Annotated in this window: 17 protein-coding genes; 6 read left to right on the top strand and 11 right to left on the bottom strand. The window is 72.6% G+C overall.

The window, feature by feature from the left end:
* Positions 1-34: 34 nt before the first annotated feature.
* The gene (locus GA0070604_RS12460) at positions 35-934 is read right to left on the bottom strand and encodes an aminoglycoside phosphotransferase family protein (protein WP_244161859.1); all 900 of its coding nucleotides are present in this window, start codon (positions 932-934) and stop codon (positions 35-37) included.
* A 247-nt stretch (positions 935-1,181) separates the two neighbouring features.
* Between GA0070604_RS12460 and GA0070604_RS12455 the strand changes: the two genes are divergently transcribed.
* Positions 1,182-2,648, top strand: coding sequence for a cellulase family glycosylhydrolase (locus tag GA0070604_RS12455; RefSeq protein WP_091118105.1), 1,467 nt, complete (start codon positions 1,182-1,184; stop codon positions 2,646-2,648).
* 106 nt (positions 2,649-2,754) lie between these two features.
* On the opposite strand, the gene GA0070604_RS12450 is transcribed toward GA0070604_RS12455, so the two are convergent.
* The 7 genes from GA0070604_RS12450 to GA0070604_RS12420 all read right to left on the bottom strand — a co-directional run bounded on the left by GA0070604_RS12450 (position 2,755) and on the right by GA0070604_RS12420 (position 10,857).
* A complete protein-coding gene (locus GA0070604_RS12450) occupies positions 2,755-5,346 on the bottom strand; it encodes a discoidin domain-containing protein (protein ID WP_091118104.1) in 2,592 nt (863 codons plus the stop codon).
* Positions 5,347-5,538: 192 nt separating this feature from the next.
* The gene (locus tag GA0070604_RS12445) at positions 5,539-5,661 is read right to left on the bottom strand and encodes a 50S ribosomal protein L36 (protein WP_091118103.1); all 123 of its coding nucleotides are present in this window, start codon (positions 5,659-5,661) and stop codon (positions 5,539-5,541) included.
* Positions 5,662-5,726: 65 nt separating this feature from the next.
* Positions 5,727-6,332: a TetR/AcrR family transcriptional regulator gene (locus tag GA0070604_RS12440; RefSeq protein WP_091118102.1), complete on the bottom strand. Its 606-nt coding sequence runs from the start codon at positions 6,330-6,332 to the stop codon at positions 5,727-5,729.
* A gap of 62 nt (positions 6,333-6,394) precedes the next feature.
* The gene (locus GA0070604_RS12435) at positions 6,395-7,141 is read right to left on the bottom strand and encodes an ABC transporter ATP-binding protein (RefSeq protein WP_244161858.1); all 747 of its coding nucleotides are present in this window, start codon (positions 7,139-7,141) and stop codon (positions 6,395-6,397) included.
* On the bottom strand, positions 7,138-8,268 hold the full coding sequence (locus tag GA0070604_RS12430) for an ABC transporter permease (RefSeq protein ID WP_091118100.1): 1,131 nt from the start codon (positions 8,266-8,268) through the stop codon (positions 7,138-7,140). The genes GA0070604_RS12435 and GA0070604_RS12430 overlap by 4 nt, the downstream gene beginning before the upstream one ends.
* 194 nt (positions 8,269-8,462) lie before the next feature.
* The gene (locus GA0070604_RS12425) at positions 8,463-9,776 is read right to left on the bottom strand and encodes an extracellular catalytic domain type 1 short-chain-length polyhydroxyalkanoate depolymerase (RefSeq protein WP_091118099.1); all 1,314 of its coding nucleotides are present in this window, start codon (positions 9,774-9,776) and stop codon (positions 8,463-8,465) included.
* Positions 9,777-9,975: 199 nt separating this feature from the next.
* Positions 9,976-10,857 carry a winged helix-turn-helix transcriptional regulator gene (locus tag GA0070604_RS12420; protein WP_091118098.1) on the bottom strand — a complete coding sequence of 294 codons (882 nt, stop codon included), beginning with the start codon at positions 10,855-10,857 and terminating at the stop codon, positions 9,976-9,978.
* 84 nt (positions 10,858-10,941) lie between these two features.
* Here GA0070604_RS12420 and GA0070604_RS12415 point away from each other — a divergent pair, with 84 nt between their 5' ends.
* The gene (locus GA0070604_RS12415) at positions 10,942-12,204 is read left to right on the top strand and encodes an MFS transporter (RefSeq protein WP_091118097.1); all 1,263 of its coding nucleotides are present in this window, start codon (positions 10,942-10,944) and stop codon (positions 12,202-12,204) included.
* Between the two features lie 5 nt (positions 12,205-12,209).
* On the opposite strand, the gene GA0070604_RS12410 is transcribed toward GA0070604_RS12415, so the two are convergent.
* Positions 12,210-12,593 (bottom strand): winged helix-turn-helix transcriptional regulator, encoded by a 384-nt coding sequence (locus tag GA0070604_RS12410; RefSeq protein WP_208602030.1) that lies wholly within the window; start codon positions 12,591-12,593, stop codon positions 12,210-12,212.
* An 86-nt stretch (positions 12,594-12,679) separates the two neighbouring features.
* Here GA0070604_RS12410 and GA0070604_RS12405 point away from each other — a divergent pair, with 86 nt between their 5' ends.
* Positions 12,680-13,498, top strand: coding sequence for an MBL fold metallo-hydrolase (locus tag GA0070604_RS12405; protein ID WP_244161857.1), 819 nt, complete (start codon positions 12,680-12,682; stop codon positions 13,496-13,498).
* Between the two features lie 22 nt (positions 13,499-13,520).
* Here the strand turns inward: GA0070604_RS12405 and GA0070604_RS12400 are convergent, their stop codons facing one another.
* Positions 13,521-14,648 carry an FAD-dependent monooxygenase gene (locus GA0070604_RS12400; protein ID WP_091118094.1) on the bottom strand — a complete coding sequence of 376 codons (1,128 nt, stop codon included), beginning with the start codon at positions 14,646-14,648 and terminating at the stop codon, positions 13,521-13,523.
* A 76-nt stretch (positions 14,649-14,724) separates the two neighbouring features.
* On the opposite strand from GA0070604_RS12400, the gene GA0070604_RS12395 reads away from it, so the two are divergent.
* On the top strand, positions 14,725-15,336 hold the full coding sequence (locus GA0070604_RS12395) for a TetR/AcrR family transcriptional regulator (RefSeq protein ID WP_244161856.1): 612 nt from the start codon (positions 14,725-14,727) through the stop codon (positions 15,334-15,336).
* Between the two features lie 10 nt (positions 15,337-15,346).
* Here the strand turns inward: GA0070604_RS12395 and GA0070604_RS12390 are convergent, their stop codons facing one another.
* A complete protein-coding gene (locus GA0070604_RS12390) occupies positions 15,347-16,420 on the bottom strand; it encodes a DUF4037 domain-containing protein (protein ID WP_091118092.1) in 1,074 nt (357 codons plus the stop codon).
* 90 nt (positions 16,421-16,510) lie between these two features.
* Between GA0070604_RS12390 and GA0070604_RS12385 the strand changes: the two genes are divergently transcribed.
* Both GA0070604_RS12385 and GA0070604_RS12380 read left to right on the top strand, forming a co-directional pair.
* Positions 16,511-16,732, top strand: coding sequence for a hypothetical protein (locus tag GA0070604_RS12385; RefSeq protein WP_091118091.1), 222 nt, complete (start codon positions 16,511-16,513; stop codon positions 16,730-16,732).
* 60 nt (positions 16,733-16,792) lie between these two features.
* Positions 16,793-17,713: a 5'-3' exonuclease gene (locus tag GA0070604_RS12380; RefSeq protein WP_091118090.1), complete on the top strand. Its 921-nt coding sequence runs from the start codon at positions 16,793-16,795 to the stop codon at positions 17,711-17,713.
* Positions 17,714-17,721 lie beyond the last annotated feature (8 nt).

Genomic DNA, 17,721 nt, shown 5'->3' with positions numbered 1-17,721 from the left:
GCCACCCGGGCCGGTCGCCCCGCCACCCGTCCGCTCACGCCCGGGTGGATTCGGCGTACTCGGTGAGGACGGCGTCGAGCGCGTGGCGCGCCTCCGCGGCGCGGACCGGGTCGGGGTTGTCGAGCGTGATCAGGGCCTTCCAGAGCACCCAGCCCCGGCCCCGGGCCCAGGTCGCGTCGTCCACGTCGAGCGCGGCGCGGAACGCCGTCCGGCTCGCGCCGGCCAGCAGCGTCCAGGCGACGGCCAGGTCGCAGGCCGGATCACCCATCCCGCAGCAGCCGAAATCGATGACCGCGACTAGCCTGCCGGCGCGCACCAGGAGGTTGCCCCAGGCGACGTCGCCGTGGAACCAGACCGGCGGCCCGGTCCAGGTCGACTCCAGGGCCGTGGCCCAGATCTCGCGGACGGTGTCGGTGGGGATCCGGTCGCCGAGCAGCTCGACCGCCTGCCTGGTCTCGGCGTCGTACGTGGCCAGCGCGGCGCCCCGGAAGGCGCTGTGCGCGCCGGCCAAGGGTCCGCCCGCCGGCTCGGTGCGGTGCAGGGCGGTGAGGAGGCCGGCGAGGTCGGTGGCGAACCGGACCGGATCGCCGATCCGCTCGGCGGCGGCGGTCTCGCCGTCGATCCAGCGGCGGACGGACCAGGGGAACGGGTAGCCCTCGCCGGGGCTCCCCTGGGCCAGCGGGGTCGGCACCGCCAGCGGCAGCCGCGGCGCGAGGAGCGGCAGCCAGCGCTGTTCCTTCTCGACCTGCGGCACGTAGCCCTCGGCGCTGGGCAGGCGCACGGTCATCTCGTCGCCCAGGTGGAAGGTGCGATTGTCCCAGCCGTCCACTGCGACGGGCCGGACCGGGAGGTCAGCCCAGTGGGGGAACTGGCTGGCCACCAGCCGGCGCACCAGTGCCGCGTCGATGTGGGGGGCCTCGCGCGGCGCCGTCACCGGGTCTGAAGCCCGTGCTGTGGTGTCATCGCGGCCAAGCATCGCCGGCGGCTCCCGCCGCGGCAACCGGTTTCGCCCGACACCAGGCCCACGACCCACGCGCGGCCATCGATATGTTGCACTGCGGCGCACACCCCTCTACCCTCTCCGTGGGAGCGCTCCCGAGGCTGCCGCGTCGAACTGTCCGGGCGAGTTCGCGACGGCACCGCCATGACTCACCACCACCCACCAGATGGGACGATCCCGCATGACCTCGATTCCGCGCCCGTCACGGCGCCCCCTCCTCGCAGCGAGCGCCGTCGGCGCGCTCGCCCTGGCCGGGGCGGCCCTGCTGCCGTCGACCAACGCCATGGCCGCGACCGGCTGCGCCGTCACGTACACCACCAACTCCTGGCAGGGCGGGTTCACCGCCAACATCACCATCCAGAACCTGGGCGACCCGGTGAACCAGTGGACGTTGGGCTTCACCTTCCCCAACTCCGGGCAGCGCGTCAGCCAGGGCTGGTCGGCGACCTTCCAACAGAGCGGCAGCGCGGTCACCGCGAAGAACCTCGACTACAACGGCACGTTGGGCACCGGGGCGAGCACTACCATCGGCTTCAACGGCACCTGGACCAGCGCCAACCCGAACCCGACCACGTTCACCCTGAACGGCACGACCTGCACCGGCAGCGTCCCCACCAACCCGCCCACCACCACGCCCCCGCCCACCACGCCGCCGCCGACGACACCGCCGCCGACCACTCCCCCGCCGACCACCCCGCCGCCCACCGGCAGCACCCCGGCGGCCATCAACGGCCAGCTGCGCGTCTGCGGGGTCAACCTCTGCAACCAGTACGGCAAGCCGATCCAGTTGCGCGGCATGAGCACCCACGGGTTGCAGTGGTTCGCCAACTGCTACAACGACGCGTCGCTCGACGCGCTCGCCAACGACTGGCAGTCCGACCTGCTGCGGATCTCGATGTACGTGCAGGAGCAGGGGTACGAGACGAACCCGACCGGGTTCACCAACCAGGTCAACAACCTGGTGGACAAGGCGACGGCGCGCGGCATGTACGCGCTGATCGACTTCCACACGCTGACGCCCGGTGACCCGATGTACAACCTGGACCGGGCCAAGACCTTCTTCGCCTCGGTCTCGGCCCGCAACGCCGGCAAGAAGAACGTGATCTACGAGATCACCAACGAGCCGAACGGCGTTAGCTGGTCCACCATCAAGAACTACGCCGAGCAGGTCATCCCGGTCATCCGGGCCAACCACCCGGAGGCCGTGATCCTCGTCGGCACCCGCGGCTGGTCGTCCCTGGGCATCTCCGAGGGCGGCAACTCGGACGAGATCGTCAACAACCCGGTCTCGGCCAGCAACATCATGTACACGTTCCACTTCTACGCCGCCTCGCACAAGGACAACTACCGCAGCGAGGTGCAGCGGGCCGCAGCCCGGATCCCGCTGTTCGTCACCGAGTTCGGCACGGTGACCTACACCGGTGACGGGGCGGTCGACACGGCCAGCAGCACCGCCTGGCTCGACCTGCTCGACCGTCTGAAGATCAGCTACGCGAACTGGACGTACTCCGACGCCAACGAGGGCAGCGCGGCGTTCAAGCCGGGCACCTGCGCCGGCGGCCAGTACGCCGGCACGGCGAACCTGACCGCGTCGGGGAACTTCATGCGCAGCCGTATCCGCACCCCGGACAACTTCCCCACCAGCTGACCGGTCCGTCCGGCGGCGGCCCGGCGACGGGTCCGCCGCCGGACGCGCTCCGGTCGGGCGTACGACCCGTGGGGGGCGGCGTGGCGAGCGCGCCGCCCCCTCGGGGTCAGGGGTAGTTGACCAGGTTCACCGGCACGGTGTTGGTGCCCTGCGCCGTGGCGCCGGTGTCGTTGATGACGTGTGTGATCGACCCGTTGCCGCCCAGCGAGACGGTGAGCAGGTCGTGGAACCGGACGCCGGCCGTGGTCGGCGCCTCGAAGCCGTGGTACGCGGCGATGGTCGGGTCGACGTTGAAGTAGCAGTAGCTGCCCATCCCCCAGCCCTCGAACGAGGTGACCGTGTTCGCGACCTTGAAGGCGGCGTAGCCCACCATCGAGCCGTTCGTCCAGGCTCCGGCGTTCGGCGGGTCGTACGGCAGTTCGTTCTGGAAGAAGATGGTCCGGCCGTTGTTGCCGTTCCAGATCACCTCGTACTTCTGGTAGTGCTCGACGAAGAGACCGAGCGCGGTGACGTTGTTCCCGTTGACGATCAGGCCGGTGTCGGCGGTGTTGACGGTCCAGCCCACGCCGGTGCCGTGGTCGGCCCGCCAGGCCCAGATGTGGTCGATCAACGTGTCGTTCTGGTTGACCACCAGGCTGGTGGTGGCCTTGCCCGCGCCGGCGCCGCCGATACGGAAGAAGACGTCCTGGATCGAGGTGGGGTTCCCGGCGTGGCTCGCGGTCGAGCCGGTGGGCCCGACCTGGAGCAGGACCGGCGAGTTGACCGGACCGGCGTCGAAGAGCATGCCGGCCAGCCGGACCCCGTCGACGTCGGCCACCGACATGGCGGTGACGCCGTTCTGCGGGATCAGCGTCGGGAAGCCGATGCCGAGGACCACCGTGCCCGGCCGGTTGACGGTGATGGTCTGGGTGACCGAATAGACGCCGGGGGTGAACAGCAGGTTCAACCCCTGGGCCAGGGCGGCGTTGATGGTCGCGGTGGAGTCGCCGGGACGCGCCACGTAGAACTGGCTCAGCGGGATGGAGGTGCCGGGGGTGGCGCCGTTCAGCCAGGAGGCCCCGGAGGCGTTCGTCCGGGTGGACGGGACGAAGACCTGGTAGTTGCCGGACGCGTCGAGGTAGAGGTAAGGCACGTCCCGACTGACCGGGGTCTGGGCGAGGGTGGTGTAGGGCGGGTTGGGGAAGCTGGTGGCGGGAGCACCGGCGACGCCGGACTGGACCATGTTCCACACCGCGTTGAGGTACCCGCCGACGTTGCTGTCCCGGGTGTACCACTGCTGCTGCGAGTACGGCTGCACATTGCCGGTGACCCGGCTGTCGGCGATGTAGCCGCCGCTGGCCCAGCCGTATCCGTTGGGGGCCAAATTCAGGTCGCCCTGGATGTCCATCCGCCGGAACGGCGCGGCCTGCGAGACGGCCCAGCGGGTGAACCCGGCGGAGGGGAACACCTCCATGTTGGACGCCGAGCGCCAGAAGTTCTGGGTGGCGTTTCCGTTGAACCAGCCGGCGTCGACCGTGATGTCGCCGTGGATGCGGACGTCGTCCGGGTTCCGGCCCAGGCCCATGATCGAGGTGTAGAAGCCGATCTGCGCGTTGATCCCGCTGTAGTCGCCGGGCTTGAACACCAGCGCGTACCGCTGGGTGCCGAACTGGTTCGACTCCTGGGCCCGGAAGACGGTGTCGAGCTGACTCTGGATGGTGGCGCTGGACATCGACGGGTCGAAGACGATCACGTTGGGTCCGAGCGACCCGCCGCCCGGGATGGTGCCCCCTCCGGTGGTGTTCACGGTGAACTCCCAGAGCGAGTAGCCGTAGCCGGTGGCCCGCGCGGTGCCGTACACGCGCACGTACCGGCCGGAGCCGGCCAGGGTCAGGGTCTCGGTGCCACCGGCGCCGGTGGTGGTGGACCAGACGGTGGTCCAGGCGGTGCCGTCGGTCGAGGTCTGGATCTGGTACGCCCGCGCGTACGCGGCCTCCCAGTTCAGCACGACCCGGCACAGGGTGCGGGCGCTGCCCAGGTCGACCTGGAGCCACTGCGGGTCGCTGGCGGCGCTGGACCAGCGGGTGCCCAGGTTGCCGTCGACCGCCGCGGTGGCCGGGAAGCCGGCGTTCTCGGTGGAGGAGGCGGTCGCGGGCCGGCCCTGGGCGGCGTTGGTCGCGGTGTCGCAGTCGGTGCCGCCGCCGGTGCTGCCGTAGACCTGGAACTCCCAGAGCGAGTAGCCGTAGCCGGTGGCCCGGGTGGTGCCGTACATACGCACGTACCGGCCGGTGCCGCTGACGGTCAGGTCGACGGTGCCGCCGGCTCCCGTCGTGGTGGACCAGATCGTGGTCCAGGTGGCGCCGTCGGTCGAGGTCTGGATCTGGTACGCCCGCGCGTACGCGGCCTCCCAGACCAGGGTGACCCGGGAGACGGTGGCGGTGGCGCCGAGGTCCACCTGGAGCCACTGTGGATCGCTGAAGGCGCTGGACCAGCGGGTGCCGGCGTTGCCGTCGGTGGCGTTCGCCGCCGAGGTGCCGGCGTTCTCCGTCGACGACGCGGTGGTCGGGCGACCCTGCGAGAGCAGCGGGTCGGCCGCGCGGGCCGCGGCCGGCGGGGCGACCAGCGCGGTGGCGGCGAGCAGCGACGTCAGCGCGGCGAGCAGTCGCCGGGCTGAGCGCGGGGATGGGGGCGGGCTGAGGTGCGGGGGGACCGGTGACATGGGCCTCTCCAGGACGGGTGGGGGCGCCGGGATGACGAACAGGGTGTCCGCCGTGTTGCGGACACCCGCCCGGTCGGGTGGAGATTTCCCGTCGCAGTGGCCTATGTCAATGGATACGACGCGCTCGCCCGCCTTTTTTCACCTCTTGTGAAAAGTCCGAAAACAATTGTCTGAGCTGTACTTCGCGCCCGGTCAGCCCTGTCGCGCCTTCTGCCGTGGGTCCGCCTTGTTGAGCACGAAGACCTTGCCCCGACGGCGTACCACGATCGAGTTGGCCTTCCGTTTCAGCCCGCGAAGTGAACTTCGGACCTTCATCCCGGGTCACCCCCGTTCCCGCTGGGTTCTCGGCCGTCGAGTCCGCGTACCCGGTGCGGGACGGCTCATGCGTCGCGCTGACGGTCGCCACCGAGCCGCAGATACGGCTCCAGCAGCTCGTGGGCGAGGCGGCGGGCCTTCCGTTCCGACGTCCCGTCCTCGATCATCCGGGTGAGCGCGAAGACGACGGACTGGATGACCTCGGCCATCCGGACCGGGTCCGGAGCGCCGTGTGCGCGCAGGGCCGCCACCAGCGGCGTACGCAACTCGTCGTGCAACAGCCTGCTGGACGTGGCGAGGGTGTCGGCACGGCCGGCGGAGGCGAGGGCGCGAGCCAGGGCATGGTCGCCACGGGCGACCAGGTGCAGGTTGGCATCGACGTACGCGAGCACCCGCCGGCCCGGTTCGCGGTGCCGGTCCATCTGCTCCGTCACGTACGCGGACCAGCGGGGGAAGGTGTCGGCGATGAGGGCGTCGAGGAGGTCCTCCCGGGACCGGAAGTAGGAGTAGACGCTGGAGCGGGCCAGCCCGGCCAGCCGCGCGACCTCGGCCAGGCTGGGCGGCTGCTGCTCGGTGGGGTTGCGGGACAGGAGGTTGCGTGCCGCGTCCAGCAGTGCGGCGCGCTGCTGGACGCGGTGCTCGGCAACAGTGGATGCCTGGATCTTCGGCACGCGGTCCTCCGGGTCCGGCGTCGGGGCGGCGATCGACGGCGGCGGACCGAGACGGATCGGGTTCAGCCGAGCCGGCTCAGCCGACCGTCGACCATCTCGTACACGGTGTCACAGTGCTCCAGGACGTCGTGGTCGTGGGTGACCATGACCACGGCGACGGCCCGCTGTTTCGCCTCGGTGGCGAGCAGGCGCACCACTTCGTGGCTGCGGGCCCGGTCGAGGGCGGCGGTGGGTTCGTCGACGAGCAGCACGCGCGGTGCGGTGACCAGTGCCCGGGCGATACCGACCCGCTGGCGTTCCCCGCCGGAGAGCTGGTGCGGGCGCCGGTCGGCCTTGTGCGCCATCCCGACCTCGGCGAGCAGTTCCAGGGGGTCCCGGCCGGCCCGACGCCGGCGGGGGGCGAACTGCAACGGCAGCCGTACCTGGTCCCGGGCGGTGAGCGCGGGCAGCAGGTTGCCGGACTGGAAGACGAAGCCGATGTGTTCCCGGCGCAGTGCGGCGCGGGCCCGCTGGCTGCCCACGGTCATGTCGTGACCGGCGACCAGGACTGCCCCGGAGGTCGGGCGGCTCAGGCCGCCCGCGACGGCGAGCAGGCTCGACTTGCCGGCACCGGACGGACCCACGACGGCGGCGAGTTCGCCGGGCGCGACCGACAGATCGACCTCGTCGAGCGCCCGGACCAGGTCGGGGCCGTCCCCGTGCTGGAGCGACACCCCCCGAAGGACCAGTCCGTGCCGCGCCGGGTCGGCGTCGAGCGCCACGGCGCTGTTTTCGGCGGGCGCACCGCCGGACGGGTGGGTTGCGCTCACCGGTTGCCTCCCAGTGCGGTCGCGGGATCGACGGAGATGACGCGGGCCACCGCGACGGCGGCGCCGACCAGGCCCAGCAGGATCAGGCCGAGCGCGGCGGCGGTGACGGCGGGCGCGCTCAGGGCGAACGGGACTCCGCCGCCGGTGATGACGGCCCCGAGGCCGACCCCGACGGCCACGCCGACGGCGACCGCCCCCACCAGGAGAAGGAGGGCCTGGACGAGCGCGTCCCGTAGGACGTACCCGGCGGAGGCGCCCATGGCCCGCAGGACGGCCACCTCTTGCTTGCGCTGGATCACCCAGACAGCGAAGAACGCCCCGGCGACCAGGGCCGAGATGGCGTAGAGGAACCCCTGGATCAGCTGCAGGGTGGTGCTCTCCGCGGTGTAACCCGGGGAGGCGCCGTACGCCTGGTCGAGGGTCAGGCTCTCGGTCCCGGCCGCCGCGTCACCCGCGGCCAGGTCGAGGGTGCGTCCCGGCTTCGCCTGTACCGCCACGGCGGTGCTCTCCCGGGCCGCCCGGTCGGGCAGCGCACCGTCGGGCCCGACCCCTGCCTTGACCCGCTGCCAGGTGCCCAGCGGGACGTACGCCACGTCGACGTGGCCGAAGGTGTGCTGGCCGTCCGTCACCCCGACGACCGTCAGCCGGGTACCGATCCGGTCCAGCGTGACGGTGTCGCCGATCTTGAGGCCGGCCTGCTCGGCCGTCGTGCTGACGACGATCCCGTCGGGTGCCGACAGGGACTTCCCCTGGCTGACCCGCGGCGACAGGAACGACTCTGGTTCCACCCCGAACAGGGCGAGGTCGATCTCGACACCCCGGTCGCTGCGGGCGTTGACCAACGTGTTGCCGTACGGCTCGGCCGCCGCCACGTCGGGCCGGTCGCGCCAGGCCCGCACCGCGTCCAGGTCGACGACGCTGCGTGAGAAGGCCGCGTCGTGCTGGACGTGCTTCTCGAAGGCGAACGCGGTCACCGGCATCTTCTGCAGCCCGGACACGCCGTCGTTCACCAGGCCGACCGACAGCCCGGACAACATCACCATCAGCACCGCGATCAGGGCGATCACCGCACCCATCAGCCCGAATCTCGTCCGGGCGAAACGCAACTCGCGAAGGGCCAGGAACATCAGGCCACCCCACGCTGTTTTGTCGACATCATGTCGCCATGTTATCGACGTCGCGTCGGCAACCCTGCGGAGGGGTGGCGTTTTGCCGAAGCGCTGTCGGCAACGTCGTCGGGTGTCCGATTCCGGCGCCGCCGGATTCGGCGCACCGGGCTGCCGCCGGACGCCCTCGACGGGGCGTCCGGCGGTGCCGGCGGTCAGGCGACCGCGCAGGGAACGCCGTTGAGGGCGAAGGAGGAAGGCTTGCCGGTGTTACCGGTGTGGTTGGCCTGGAAGCCGATGCTGACCGACCCGTTCGGCGGGATGGCCGCGTTGTAGGAGACGTTGCGCGCCGTCACCGCGCCGCTGGACGGTGCGTACGTCGCGTTCCAGCCGCTGGTGATGGTCTGGCCGGCGGGCAGGGTGAACGCCAGACTCCAGCCGTTGATCGTCGCGGTGCCCGTGTTGGTGACGGTCACGTCCGCGGTCAGGCCGGTGTTCCAGGCGTTCACGACGTACGCGACGCGGCACCCGCCGGACGGCGGCGGGCTGCTGGGCGGCGTGGTGGTCGGGGGCGTGGTGGTCGGCGGCGTGGTCGTCGGCGGGGTGCTGGCGTCCAGGCCGAAGAAGCGGATCGCCTGGGCGGCGTCGACCGGGAGGTTGTGCGACACCCCCTGCATGCTGATCGCCTCGACCGGCGCGGTGCTGCCGCTGCTGCCGTAGCGGGTGCGGGTGTAGCCGTCCTGCGGGGTGTCGGTGTACGTCGGGGTCTGGCTCAACCCGTGCAGGTTGGTCCACTGCTTGATCTCTTCACCGAAGTTCGGATAGCGCAACGTCTCGTCGTTGGTGCCGTGCCACAACTGCATCCGAGGCCGCTTGCCGTTGTAGCCCGGGTACGCGTTGCGGACCAGGTCACCCCACTGCTGCGCGGTCTTGATGAGCTGGCCGTTCGCGCAGTCGCTGTTCCACTCCGACCCGTTGGTGGTGGCGAAACAACCGAACGGCACACCGGCGAAGGCCGCCCCGGCGGCGAACACGTCGGGATAGAGGCCCAGCATGACGTTCGTCATCATGGCGCCCGACGAGATGCCGGTGGCGAAGATCCGGTTCGGGTCCACGTTGTAGCGCTGCCGCACGTAGTTGACCATCGACACGATGCCCACCGGGTCGCTGCCGCCGTCACGGCGCAGCGCCTGCGGCGAGGAGACGTCGAAGCACTGGCTGCTGCGGGTCACCGACGGGTAGACCACGATGTAGCCGTACCGGTCGGCCAACGCCGCGAACTGCGTGCCGGTGTACATCGCCGGCCCGGTGCCGGTGCAGTAGTGGATCGCCACCACCAGCCCCGGCTGCGGCGCGACCCGGTCCGGTACGTACAGGTACATCCGCAGGTTGCTCGGGTTCGTGCCGAAGTTCGTCACCTCGGTCAGCGCCGCCGCCGAGGCGGGAGTCGCGGCGGCGACGGCCGCCAGCGCGGTCAACCCGGCGGCGACCAGGGCCGCGCCGAGCATTTTGAGCCTCTTTCTCAACATGGTTCTCCTCGGGGTGGTGGGACGACGGCGCGTCTGCGGGCACGCGCCACGGCCTCGCCGTCGAGGCGCCATCACGGCGGCCCGGACCCTCGGAGACGAGATAGACAACCGTAGATCAGTACGGTTGTCCCGGAGTTTACGGATCGGCGCGGTCGCCGACAACGGGAGGTTCACCTGACGGGCCGGCCGGCGGCGGGCGCTACCGGCTCGCGCGCCGGCGTACCTGGTCGAGCATCTCGTCGACCGAGCCGGCCGGGTCGGTCACCGGGAACTGCACCGCGCGCACCACCGACTCCGGGTCGACCAGCAGGGTCAGCCGCTTGAACCGCTCGACCCCGCCGGCCCGGAAAGTGGGCAGCAGCAGGCCGGCGGCGAGCCGACCGTCCTCGTCGGACAGCAGCGGGTACGGCAGCCGGGCGTGCTCGGCGAAGTCACGCAACTGGTCCGGGCGCTGGGTGCTCGCACCACGCACCTCGGCGCCGGCAGCGCGGAAGCGGGAGTGCCGCTCGGCGTACGTCCGGGATTCGAGCGTGCACCCGATGGCGCCGGGGATCTCCCCCCAGCCCGGCGGGAGACCCGGCGCGCCCGGCGCGAACGCCCCCGGGAAAAGGTAGAGGACGGTCCACCGGCCGGGGACGGCCGGCGATTCCGTGTCGCCGTCGTGCCGGCGCAGGGCCATCTCCGGTACGCGGCGGCCGACCAGTCGGTGCACCCTGCGCGCCTCGGCGGAGTCCGCGTCGGCGGTGGCGGTGAGCGCGCCGTCGCCCATCACGTGCCGGGTGCCCCAGTCCTGCAACGCGACGAGGACCGGCAACAGGGCCTCTCCCCTGGCGGTCAGCAGATAGTCGTGGCGCGGCGGGTGGGCGGAGTACGGCCGGCGAAACAGCACGCCGTGTTCGACCAGCCCGGCCAGCCGCTCGGTGAGCGCCCGCCGGCTGACGCCCAACTCTCGCTGCATCGCGTCGAAGCGGGTGGTGCCGCCGGCGATCTCGCGGACGATCAGGAAGGTCCACCAGTCGCCCAGGACACCGAGCGCCTGGGCGATGCCACAGTCGGCGTCGCCGAGGTCCGCCCGCCTCACGTCCCACCTCCCGTTCGTCCAGCCACCTCGACTATAGTCCGTTTCAGTTTGGAACTCACTGGCTCGGGATCGGGGGTTGACGGCATGTCCGTCGAGCAGGGAGCCGGAGTGTTCTGGCGCTGGTGGGCCGCCGGCACGGCCAGCTCGGTCGGGTCGGCGGTCGGCGCGGTGGCGCTGCCGCTGACCGCGCTCACCGTGCTGGACGCGTCCGCGTTCGAGATGGGGCTGATCACCGCCGCCAGCTACGTGGCCTGGCTGGTGATCGGGCTGCCCGCCGGGGTGATCGTGCAGCGGCTGCCGCTGCGCGGCGCCCAGGTCGGTGCCGATCTGGCTCGGGCGCTCGCGGTCGCCTCCATCCCCCTCGCCTGGTGGTGGGAGGTGCTGACCGTCGCCCAACTGGTGGTCGTCGCCCTGGTGGTCAGCTTCGCCAACGTGCTCTTCGACGTCGCCAACGCCACCTTCCTGCCGGCCATCGTCAGCCGGGAACAGCTGCACGCCCGCAACAGCCTCACCTCGGCCACCCACGCCGGCACCCAGCTCAGCGGCCCGACCCTCGGCGGCCTGGCGGTGCAGGCGCTCGGCGCGGTGCCGACGGTGCTGGTCGACGCGGCCAGCTACCTCGTCTCCGCCGCGCTGCTGTGGTCCCTGCCGGCCCGCCGGGCCGACGCCCCGGACCGCTGGCCGCCGGTACGCGCGATGATCGGCGAGGGCTGGCGGTACGTCACCCGCCACCCGGTGATGGGACCGACGATGTGGACCGCCACGGCGGTGAACTTCGTCTGCGGGGCACAGCTCGCCGTGTATCCGCTCCACCTGGTCCGAGAGCTGCACGCCCCGGCCGCGTTGGTCGGTGTGCTGCTCGCCGTCGAAGGAGTCGGGTCACTGGTCGGGGCGACCCTGACACCGTGGATCACCCGACGGTGGGGCACCGCCCGGTCCCTGGTGGTCGCCTGCCTCGTCGCCGCCGGTGGCGCGTTCCTGGTGCCGCTGGGCGTGGGCTGGCCGGCGTACCTGGCGTTCGCCGCCGGCAACGTGCTCTTCGCCGGGGGCGTCGTGGTGCTCAGCGTGACCACTCGCACCTACCGGCAGACCGCCAGCCCTCCCGATCTGCTCTCCCGGGTGATGGCGACCGTCCGCTTCGTCTCCTGGGGGGCGATCCCGGTCGGCGGTTTGGTCGCCGGGGCGCTCGCCGGACTCGCCGGCGCCCGGCTCACCCTCGTCGCGTTCGCCGTGGCGACCGTGCTGGCGCCGCTGGCCCTGCTCCTCTCCCCGGTACGCGGACTGCGCGACCTCACCGACCTGCGGGTCGACGAGCCGGCCGAGCGGGAGATGACCGCGGCCGGTTGAGCCGGCTACCCGCCCCGGGGGCCCGCCGGGCCCGCTCCCCAGTCCCACATCGCCTGAAGTACCGGGAGCAGTGCCTGGCCCCGGTCGGTGAGGGTGTAGGTGACCCGAGGCGGCCAGGACGGGGTACGGCGGCGGACGACGACCCGCGCCTCCGCCAGCTGGGCCAGCCGATCGGCCAACACCTTGTCGGACAGGGCGGGCAGCGCCTGCGCGAGCGCGGTGAAGCTTCGGGGACCACGGGCGATCTCGCCGATCACCAACGCCGTCCACCGCCCGCGCAGCGCCGCGAGGGTGACCTCCACCGGGCAGGACGGGTCGGGGCGGACATCCGGGCCGGAGCACAGGTCCAGCAGGCCCACCCCGATGTGGCCAACCGTTTGGTGAGTCACGAGAGCGTCTCCTAGCGTTCGGCGCGGTCGCATCCGACGCCAGCTCAGGGGGAAACGTGCGAATCCATCATCTCAACTGCGGGTCCATGCGGGAGATCGCCCCGGCCACCGACCCGGACGGGGCGCTCCGACCGCTGCCCGCGGTCTGCCACTGCCTGCTCATCGAGACCGCCTCCGACGGGCTGGTGCTGGTGGAGACCGGCTTCGGCACGTCCGACATCCGGGATCCGGAGGCGAGGTTGGGGCAGGACTTCCTCGGCTGGGCTCAGCCCGTCCTCGATCCGGAGGAGACGGCCGTACGCCAGATCGAGCGGCTCGGCCACTCGCCGACCGACGTCCGCCACATCGTGGTGACCCACCTGCACCGGGACCACACCGGTGGCCTGGCGGACTTCCCACACGCACGGGTGCACCTGCACGAAACCGAGCATCGCGCGGCGACGGTCACCCGCGGCGACCGGTACCCCCAGGCGCACTGGGCCCACGATCCGCACTGGGTCACGTACTCCGGCACCGACGGGGAGCGCTGGTTCGGCTTCGACAAGGTCCAGCAACTTACCAACCTGCCACCGGAGATCCTGCTGGTGCCGCTCGCCGGTCACACCGAGGGGCACCTCGCCGTGGCCGTCCGGCGTTCCGCCGGGCCCGGCCCGGCGTGGCTCGTGCACGCCGGTGACGCGTACTACTACCGCGGAGAGGTCGCGCCAGGGCTGCCGCCGACGCCGCCCATGTTCGACGCGCTGCAGGCGTCCGTCGAAACCGACCGCCCACTGCGGCTGGACAACCTGGCCCGGCTGCGGGCGCTGCTGGCGGAGCACCCCGACCAGGTGGAGGTCGTCTCCGCCCACGACCCCTGGGAGTTCCGGCGGATGTCCGTCGTGGACAGCGTCGGATCGGCCGCCTGAGACGGGGCGGGACCCGCGAGCGCTACCGGGCCGGGGCGGCCGGACGGACGCGGGCGAACACCCGGGCGGTGGCGTTGCGGGTCGCCAGACCGATCCGGGTACGGGGCACGAGCAGCCCGGCCACGTACCGGGCGGCCCGCCGCTTCGGCTCGGTACGGCGGCGGTGCACCGTCTCGTAGCGGCGGAACGCCGCGCCGTACCCACCGGCCGCCAGGGCCTCGGCGAGGGTGTGTGCGCCGGCGATGGCGAGGCTGGAGCCCTCGCCGAAGAGCGAGACGCAGGAGGCGGCGTCACCCACGAGCACGATCCGCCCCCGTGACCAGCGGGGCAGGTGGACCTGGCTCACGCTGTCGAAGTAGAGGTCGTCGGCGGCGCGTACCCGGTCGAGCAGCTCCGGCACCCGCCAGCCCCGCTCGTCCTGGTACGCCTCGACGACGAGCCGCTTGTGCCGCGCGAGGTCGCGGTGGTCGAGGCCGTCGACCATCGGGCCCCGGAAGATGAACGCGGCCATGGCGTCGCCCCGGGCCGGGTGCACCGAGGCGAGCCGCCCCGGCGTGTTGTACAGCAGCACGTCGTGCGGGTCGTCGGCGGGCCCGCGCAGCGACATGCCGGCCACCCACACGCCGAGATGGCGGACATACCGCGCCTCCGGCCCGAAGGCGAGGCGGCGCACCGCCGAGTGCAGGCCGTCGGCCCCGACGACCAGGTCGAAGCGGCGCGGCTCGCCCCGGGCGAAGGTCACGTCGACGCCGCCCGCGTCCTCCGTCAGCCCGGTGATCGTGTCGTCGTACCGGAACTCGACGTCGTCGGCGGTGGCCCGGTGCAGGATCGCGGCCAGGTCGGCGCGGGGGATCTCCAGCTCGGTGCGGCCGGCGGGGCGGTCGCCGCCCATCGGGAACCGGGCGACGGTCGCCCCGCCGGCGTCCACCAGCCGGGCGCCGGTCACCGAGGTGGCGGCCGCGCGCAGGCGCTCCAGCAACCCCATCGCCTCGACCACCGGAACGGCGGGACCGCGCACGTCGACCGGTGCGCCGCTGGAGCGCTGGCCGGCGGCGCGCTCCACGACCGTGGGCCGGAATCCGTGCCGGGCGAGCCACCAGGCGAGCGTGTTGCCCGCGATGCCGCCGCCGGAGATGAGCACTGTCCGCATACCACCGACACTAATGGCACTCAATGCCATTTTGCAATGGATGCCACATGACTCTCAGCGCCGTATGATCGCCGGCATGTCGTCGCTACGTGACCGGAAGCGGGCCCGGACCCGGCAGGCGCTCATCGACGCCGCCGTCGACCTCTTCGAACGGCACGGCTACGACCGCACGGGCGTCGCCGACATCGCCGCGGCCGCCGAGGTCGGCACCCGGACCTTCTTCCGGTACTTCCCGAGCAAGGAGGCGCTGCTCTTCCCCGAGAGCGACGACCGTATCCGGGCCGCCGTCGAGGCGATCGCCGATCGCGGGCCGGACGAGGGGCCGGCCGAGGTGCTGCTGCGGGCGCTGCGCACGGTGACCGCGGACAGTGAGGAACTGGGCAGCCGGCTGGCCGCGCTGCGGCTGCGGCTGATCCGCGAGGTGCCGGTCGTACGCGGGCGTGCCCTGCAACTCCAACTCGACGCGCAGCGGGAGATCGCCCGGCACCTCGCCGCCGCGTACCCGCAACGGCTCGATCCGGTGACGGCGGCGGCGCTGGTCGGGGCGTTCGTCGGCGCGGTGGCCGGCGCGCTCCAGGTGCTTCTCGACGACCCGGACCAGGCCACCGACCCGGCGGCCGTGCAGGCGGCCCTGCGCCGGGCCACCGAGATCGCCCTCACCGGCTGGGCCGCCGCCCCGACCGGCTGACCTCCGGCGGTCAGTCCGGCAGCACCGCCGCGGCGACCCGGCGTACCCGTTCCGCGTGGGTGAGCACATCGACGTTGTCGAGATACTGGTCGACGGCGCCGACCGGCGGGCGGGCCCGCAGGGCCGGGTCCTCGACCGCGGCGCGCAACGCGGCGACGAACCGGTTCGCGTCCAGGACCAGAAAAGGCCGGTCGTGAAACGGTCGCACGGTCGGGTCGACCGCAGCGGCCAGCCCGCTGTCGTTGGTCCAGGCCGCGACGGTCTCCAACGCCCGGACCAGCCCGGCCTGCCGCGCCGGCCAGTCCCCGGGGCCGAGGGCGGCGGCCAGGGCGTCCAGCACCGGGTCCGCCGCCGGCAGCGCGGCGAAGACCGTGCCGAGCCACTTCGCGTACGGCGGCCAGCGCCGGTGCAGCAGCAGCCCGAGACGCATCAGGTCCCGGGCCAGCCCGGCGGCCACCACCCGACTGCCCAGCTCGTCACCCACCTCGGCACACCGGCCGACCAGGTGCTCGGCCTGGCCGATCCGCTGCCACCCGGCCGCCAGCACGTACCGCCAGACGTCATCCGGATACCACGCCAGGCGGGCGCGGGCCGCGGTCAGCTCCCCGTCGAGCCCGTCGTGGAAAACCGCGCCGCCGGTCAACTCGGCCAGCCGCTGGGTGGGTACGCAGAGCCAGTCCGCCACCGCCATCCCGGCGCGCGGATCGCAGCCGAGCCGCTCGCGTAGCCAGCCGCCCAACTCGTCGACGCCCACCCCGTGCCGGTCGCCGTCGGGGTGCACCACGCCGAGCCGGACGTCCGGGCCACCGGCGAACCGGGTCGGCCAGCCGAGGAACCGCGCCGGCAGCGCGGCGTCGAGGGTCGCCCGTACCCGCGCGACGTCGGCGGCATCGGCGACGAAGAGCTGGGTACGCGGCCCCCAGTCGTGGTCGGTCGAACGTGGGGTGTCCAGCCCGAGCAGCTCCGAGCCACCGTCGAGCAGCCCGGCGGCGTAGCGGAGGCCGGGCAGGCGGCGGGCCAGCAGCGGGGCGAGGACCTCATCGTGGAAACGCCGGCAGAGCGTCAGGCCGGGCACGAAATCCATGCCGCCAGTCTGCCCGACCGCTCGGCGGTTATCGGTTCACCGACCGGCCCACGCCGATAGCCTGGGTTACGGGTGGAGGAGGGTGGAGCGGTGACGGACAGGGGGCGGGACCGAAGCGTACGGCGCCGCCGGCTGTGGTGGGCCGGCATCCTCGCCGTGGTCGGGCTGGCGCTGCTCCTGATCGGCCTGATCGTCGCCAGCGGGACCCTGGCCTGGGTCGAGGTGGTGCTGGCGCTCGTGCTGCTCGTCGGGAGCTACATGCTGCAACGGGTGGCCCGCCGGGAGACCCTGTACCGGAACGAGGGCCGCTGACCCCGGCGACGCCCCTCGCCGGTCCCCCACCTCGTCACACCGCTGTGCCACGCTGGTGGCGTGGCACACCAACCCCCGATCCTGCTGATCGACTCCCCCAGCCTCTACTTCCGCGCCTACTTCGGCATCCCCGAGTCGGCGGCGCGGACCGCCGACGGCCAGCCGGTCAACGCCGTCCGCGGCTTCCTCGACATGCTCGCCCAGCTCGTCCGCACCCGCCGGCCGGACCGGATGGTCTGCGCGCTCGACCACGACTGGCGGCCGGCGTGGCGGGTGGAGCTGCTGCCGTCGTACAAGGCGCACCGGGTCGCGCCGGAGGGCGGCGAGGTGGTGCCGGACACGCTCTCCCCGCAGGTGCCGATGATCCTCGAGGTCCTCGACGCGCTCGGCATCACCGTGGTCGGCGCCACCGGCTACGAGGCCGACGACGTGCTCGGCACCCTCTCGGTGACCCAGCCCGGCCCGGTGGAGGTGGTCTCCGGCGACCGTGACCTGTTCCAGCTCGTCGACGACGCCCGCCAGGTGCGGCTGCTCTACATCGGGCGCGGCGTGGCCAAGCTGGAGGACTGCGACGACGTGGCGGTGCGCACCCGCTACGGCGTCCCCGCCAACCGATACGCCGACTTCGCCGCCCTGCGTGGGGACCCGAGCGACGGGCTGCCCGGCGTGCCCGGCGTGGGCGAGAAGACCGCCGCCCGGCTCATCGACCGGTACGACGGGCTCCCCGGCATCCTGGCCGCGCTCGACGACCGGGCCTCCGGCTTCGCCCCCGGCCTGCGAACCAAACTGGAGGCGGCCCGGGACTACCTGGCGGTCGCGCCGAAGGTGGTGCGGGTGGCCACCGACGTGCCGCTGCCGGAGCTGGCCACGGCGCTACCGACGGCACCGGCGGACCCGGACCGGCTGCTGGAGCTGGCGCAGCGGTGGAACCTGGCCGGTTCGTGCCGGCGTCTGGTGGACGCCCTGGCCGGCGGGTCCTGACCGGCGGC

The organism is Micromonospora eburnea (assembly GCF_900090225.1).
Classification (GTDB): domain Bacteria; phylum Actinomycetota; class Actinomycetes; order Mycobacteriales; family Micromonosporaceae; genus Micromonospora; species Micromonospora eburnea.
This window is presented reverse-complemented; position numbering and strand designations above follow the sequence as displayed.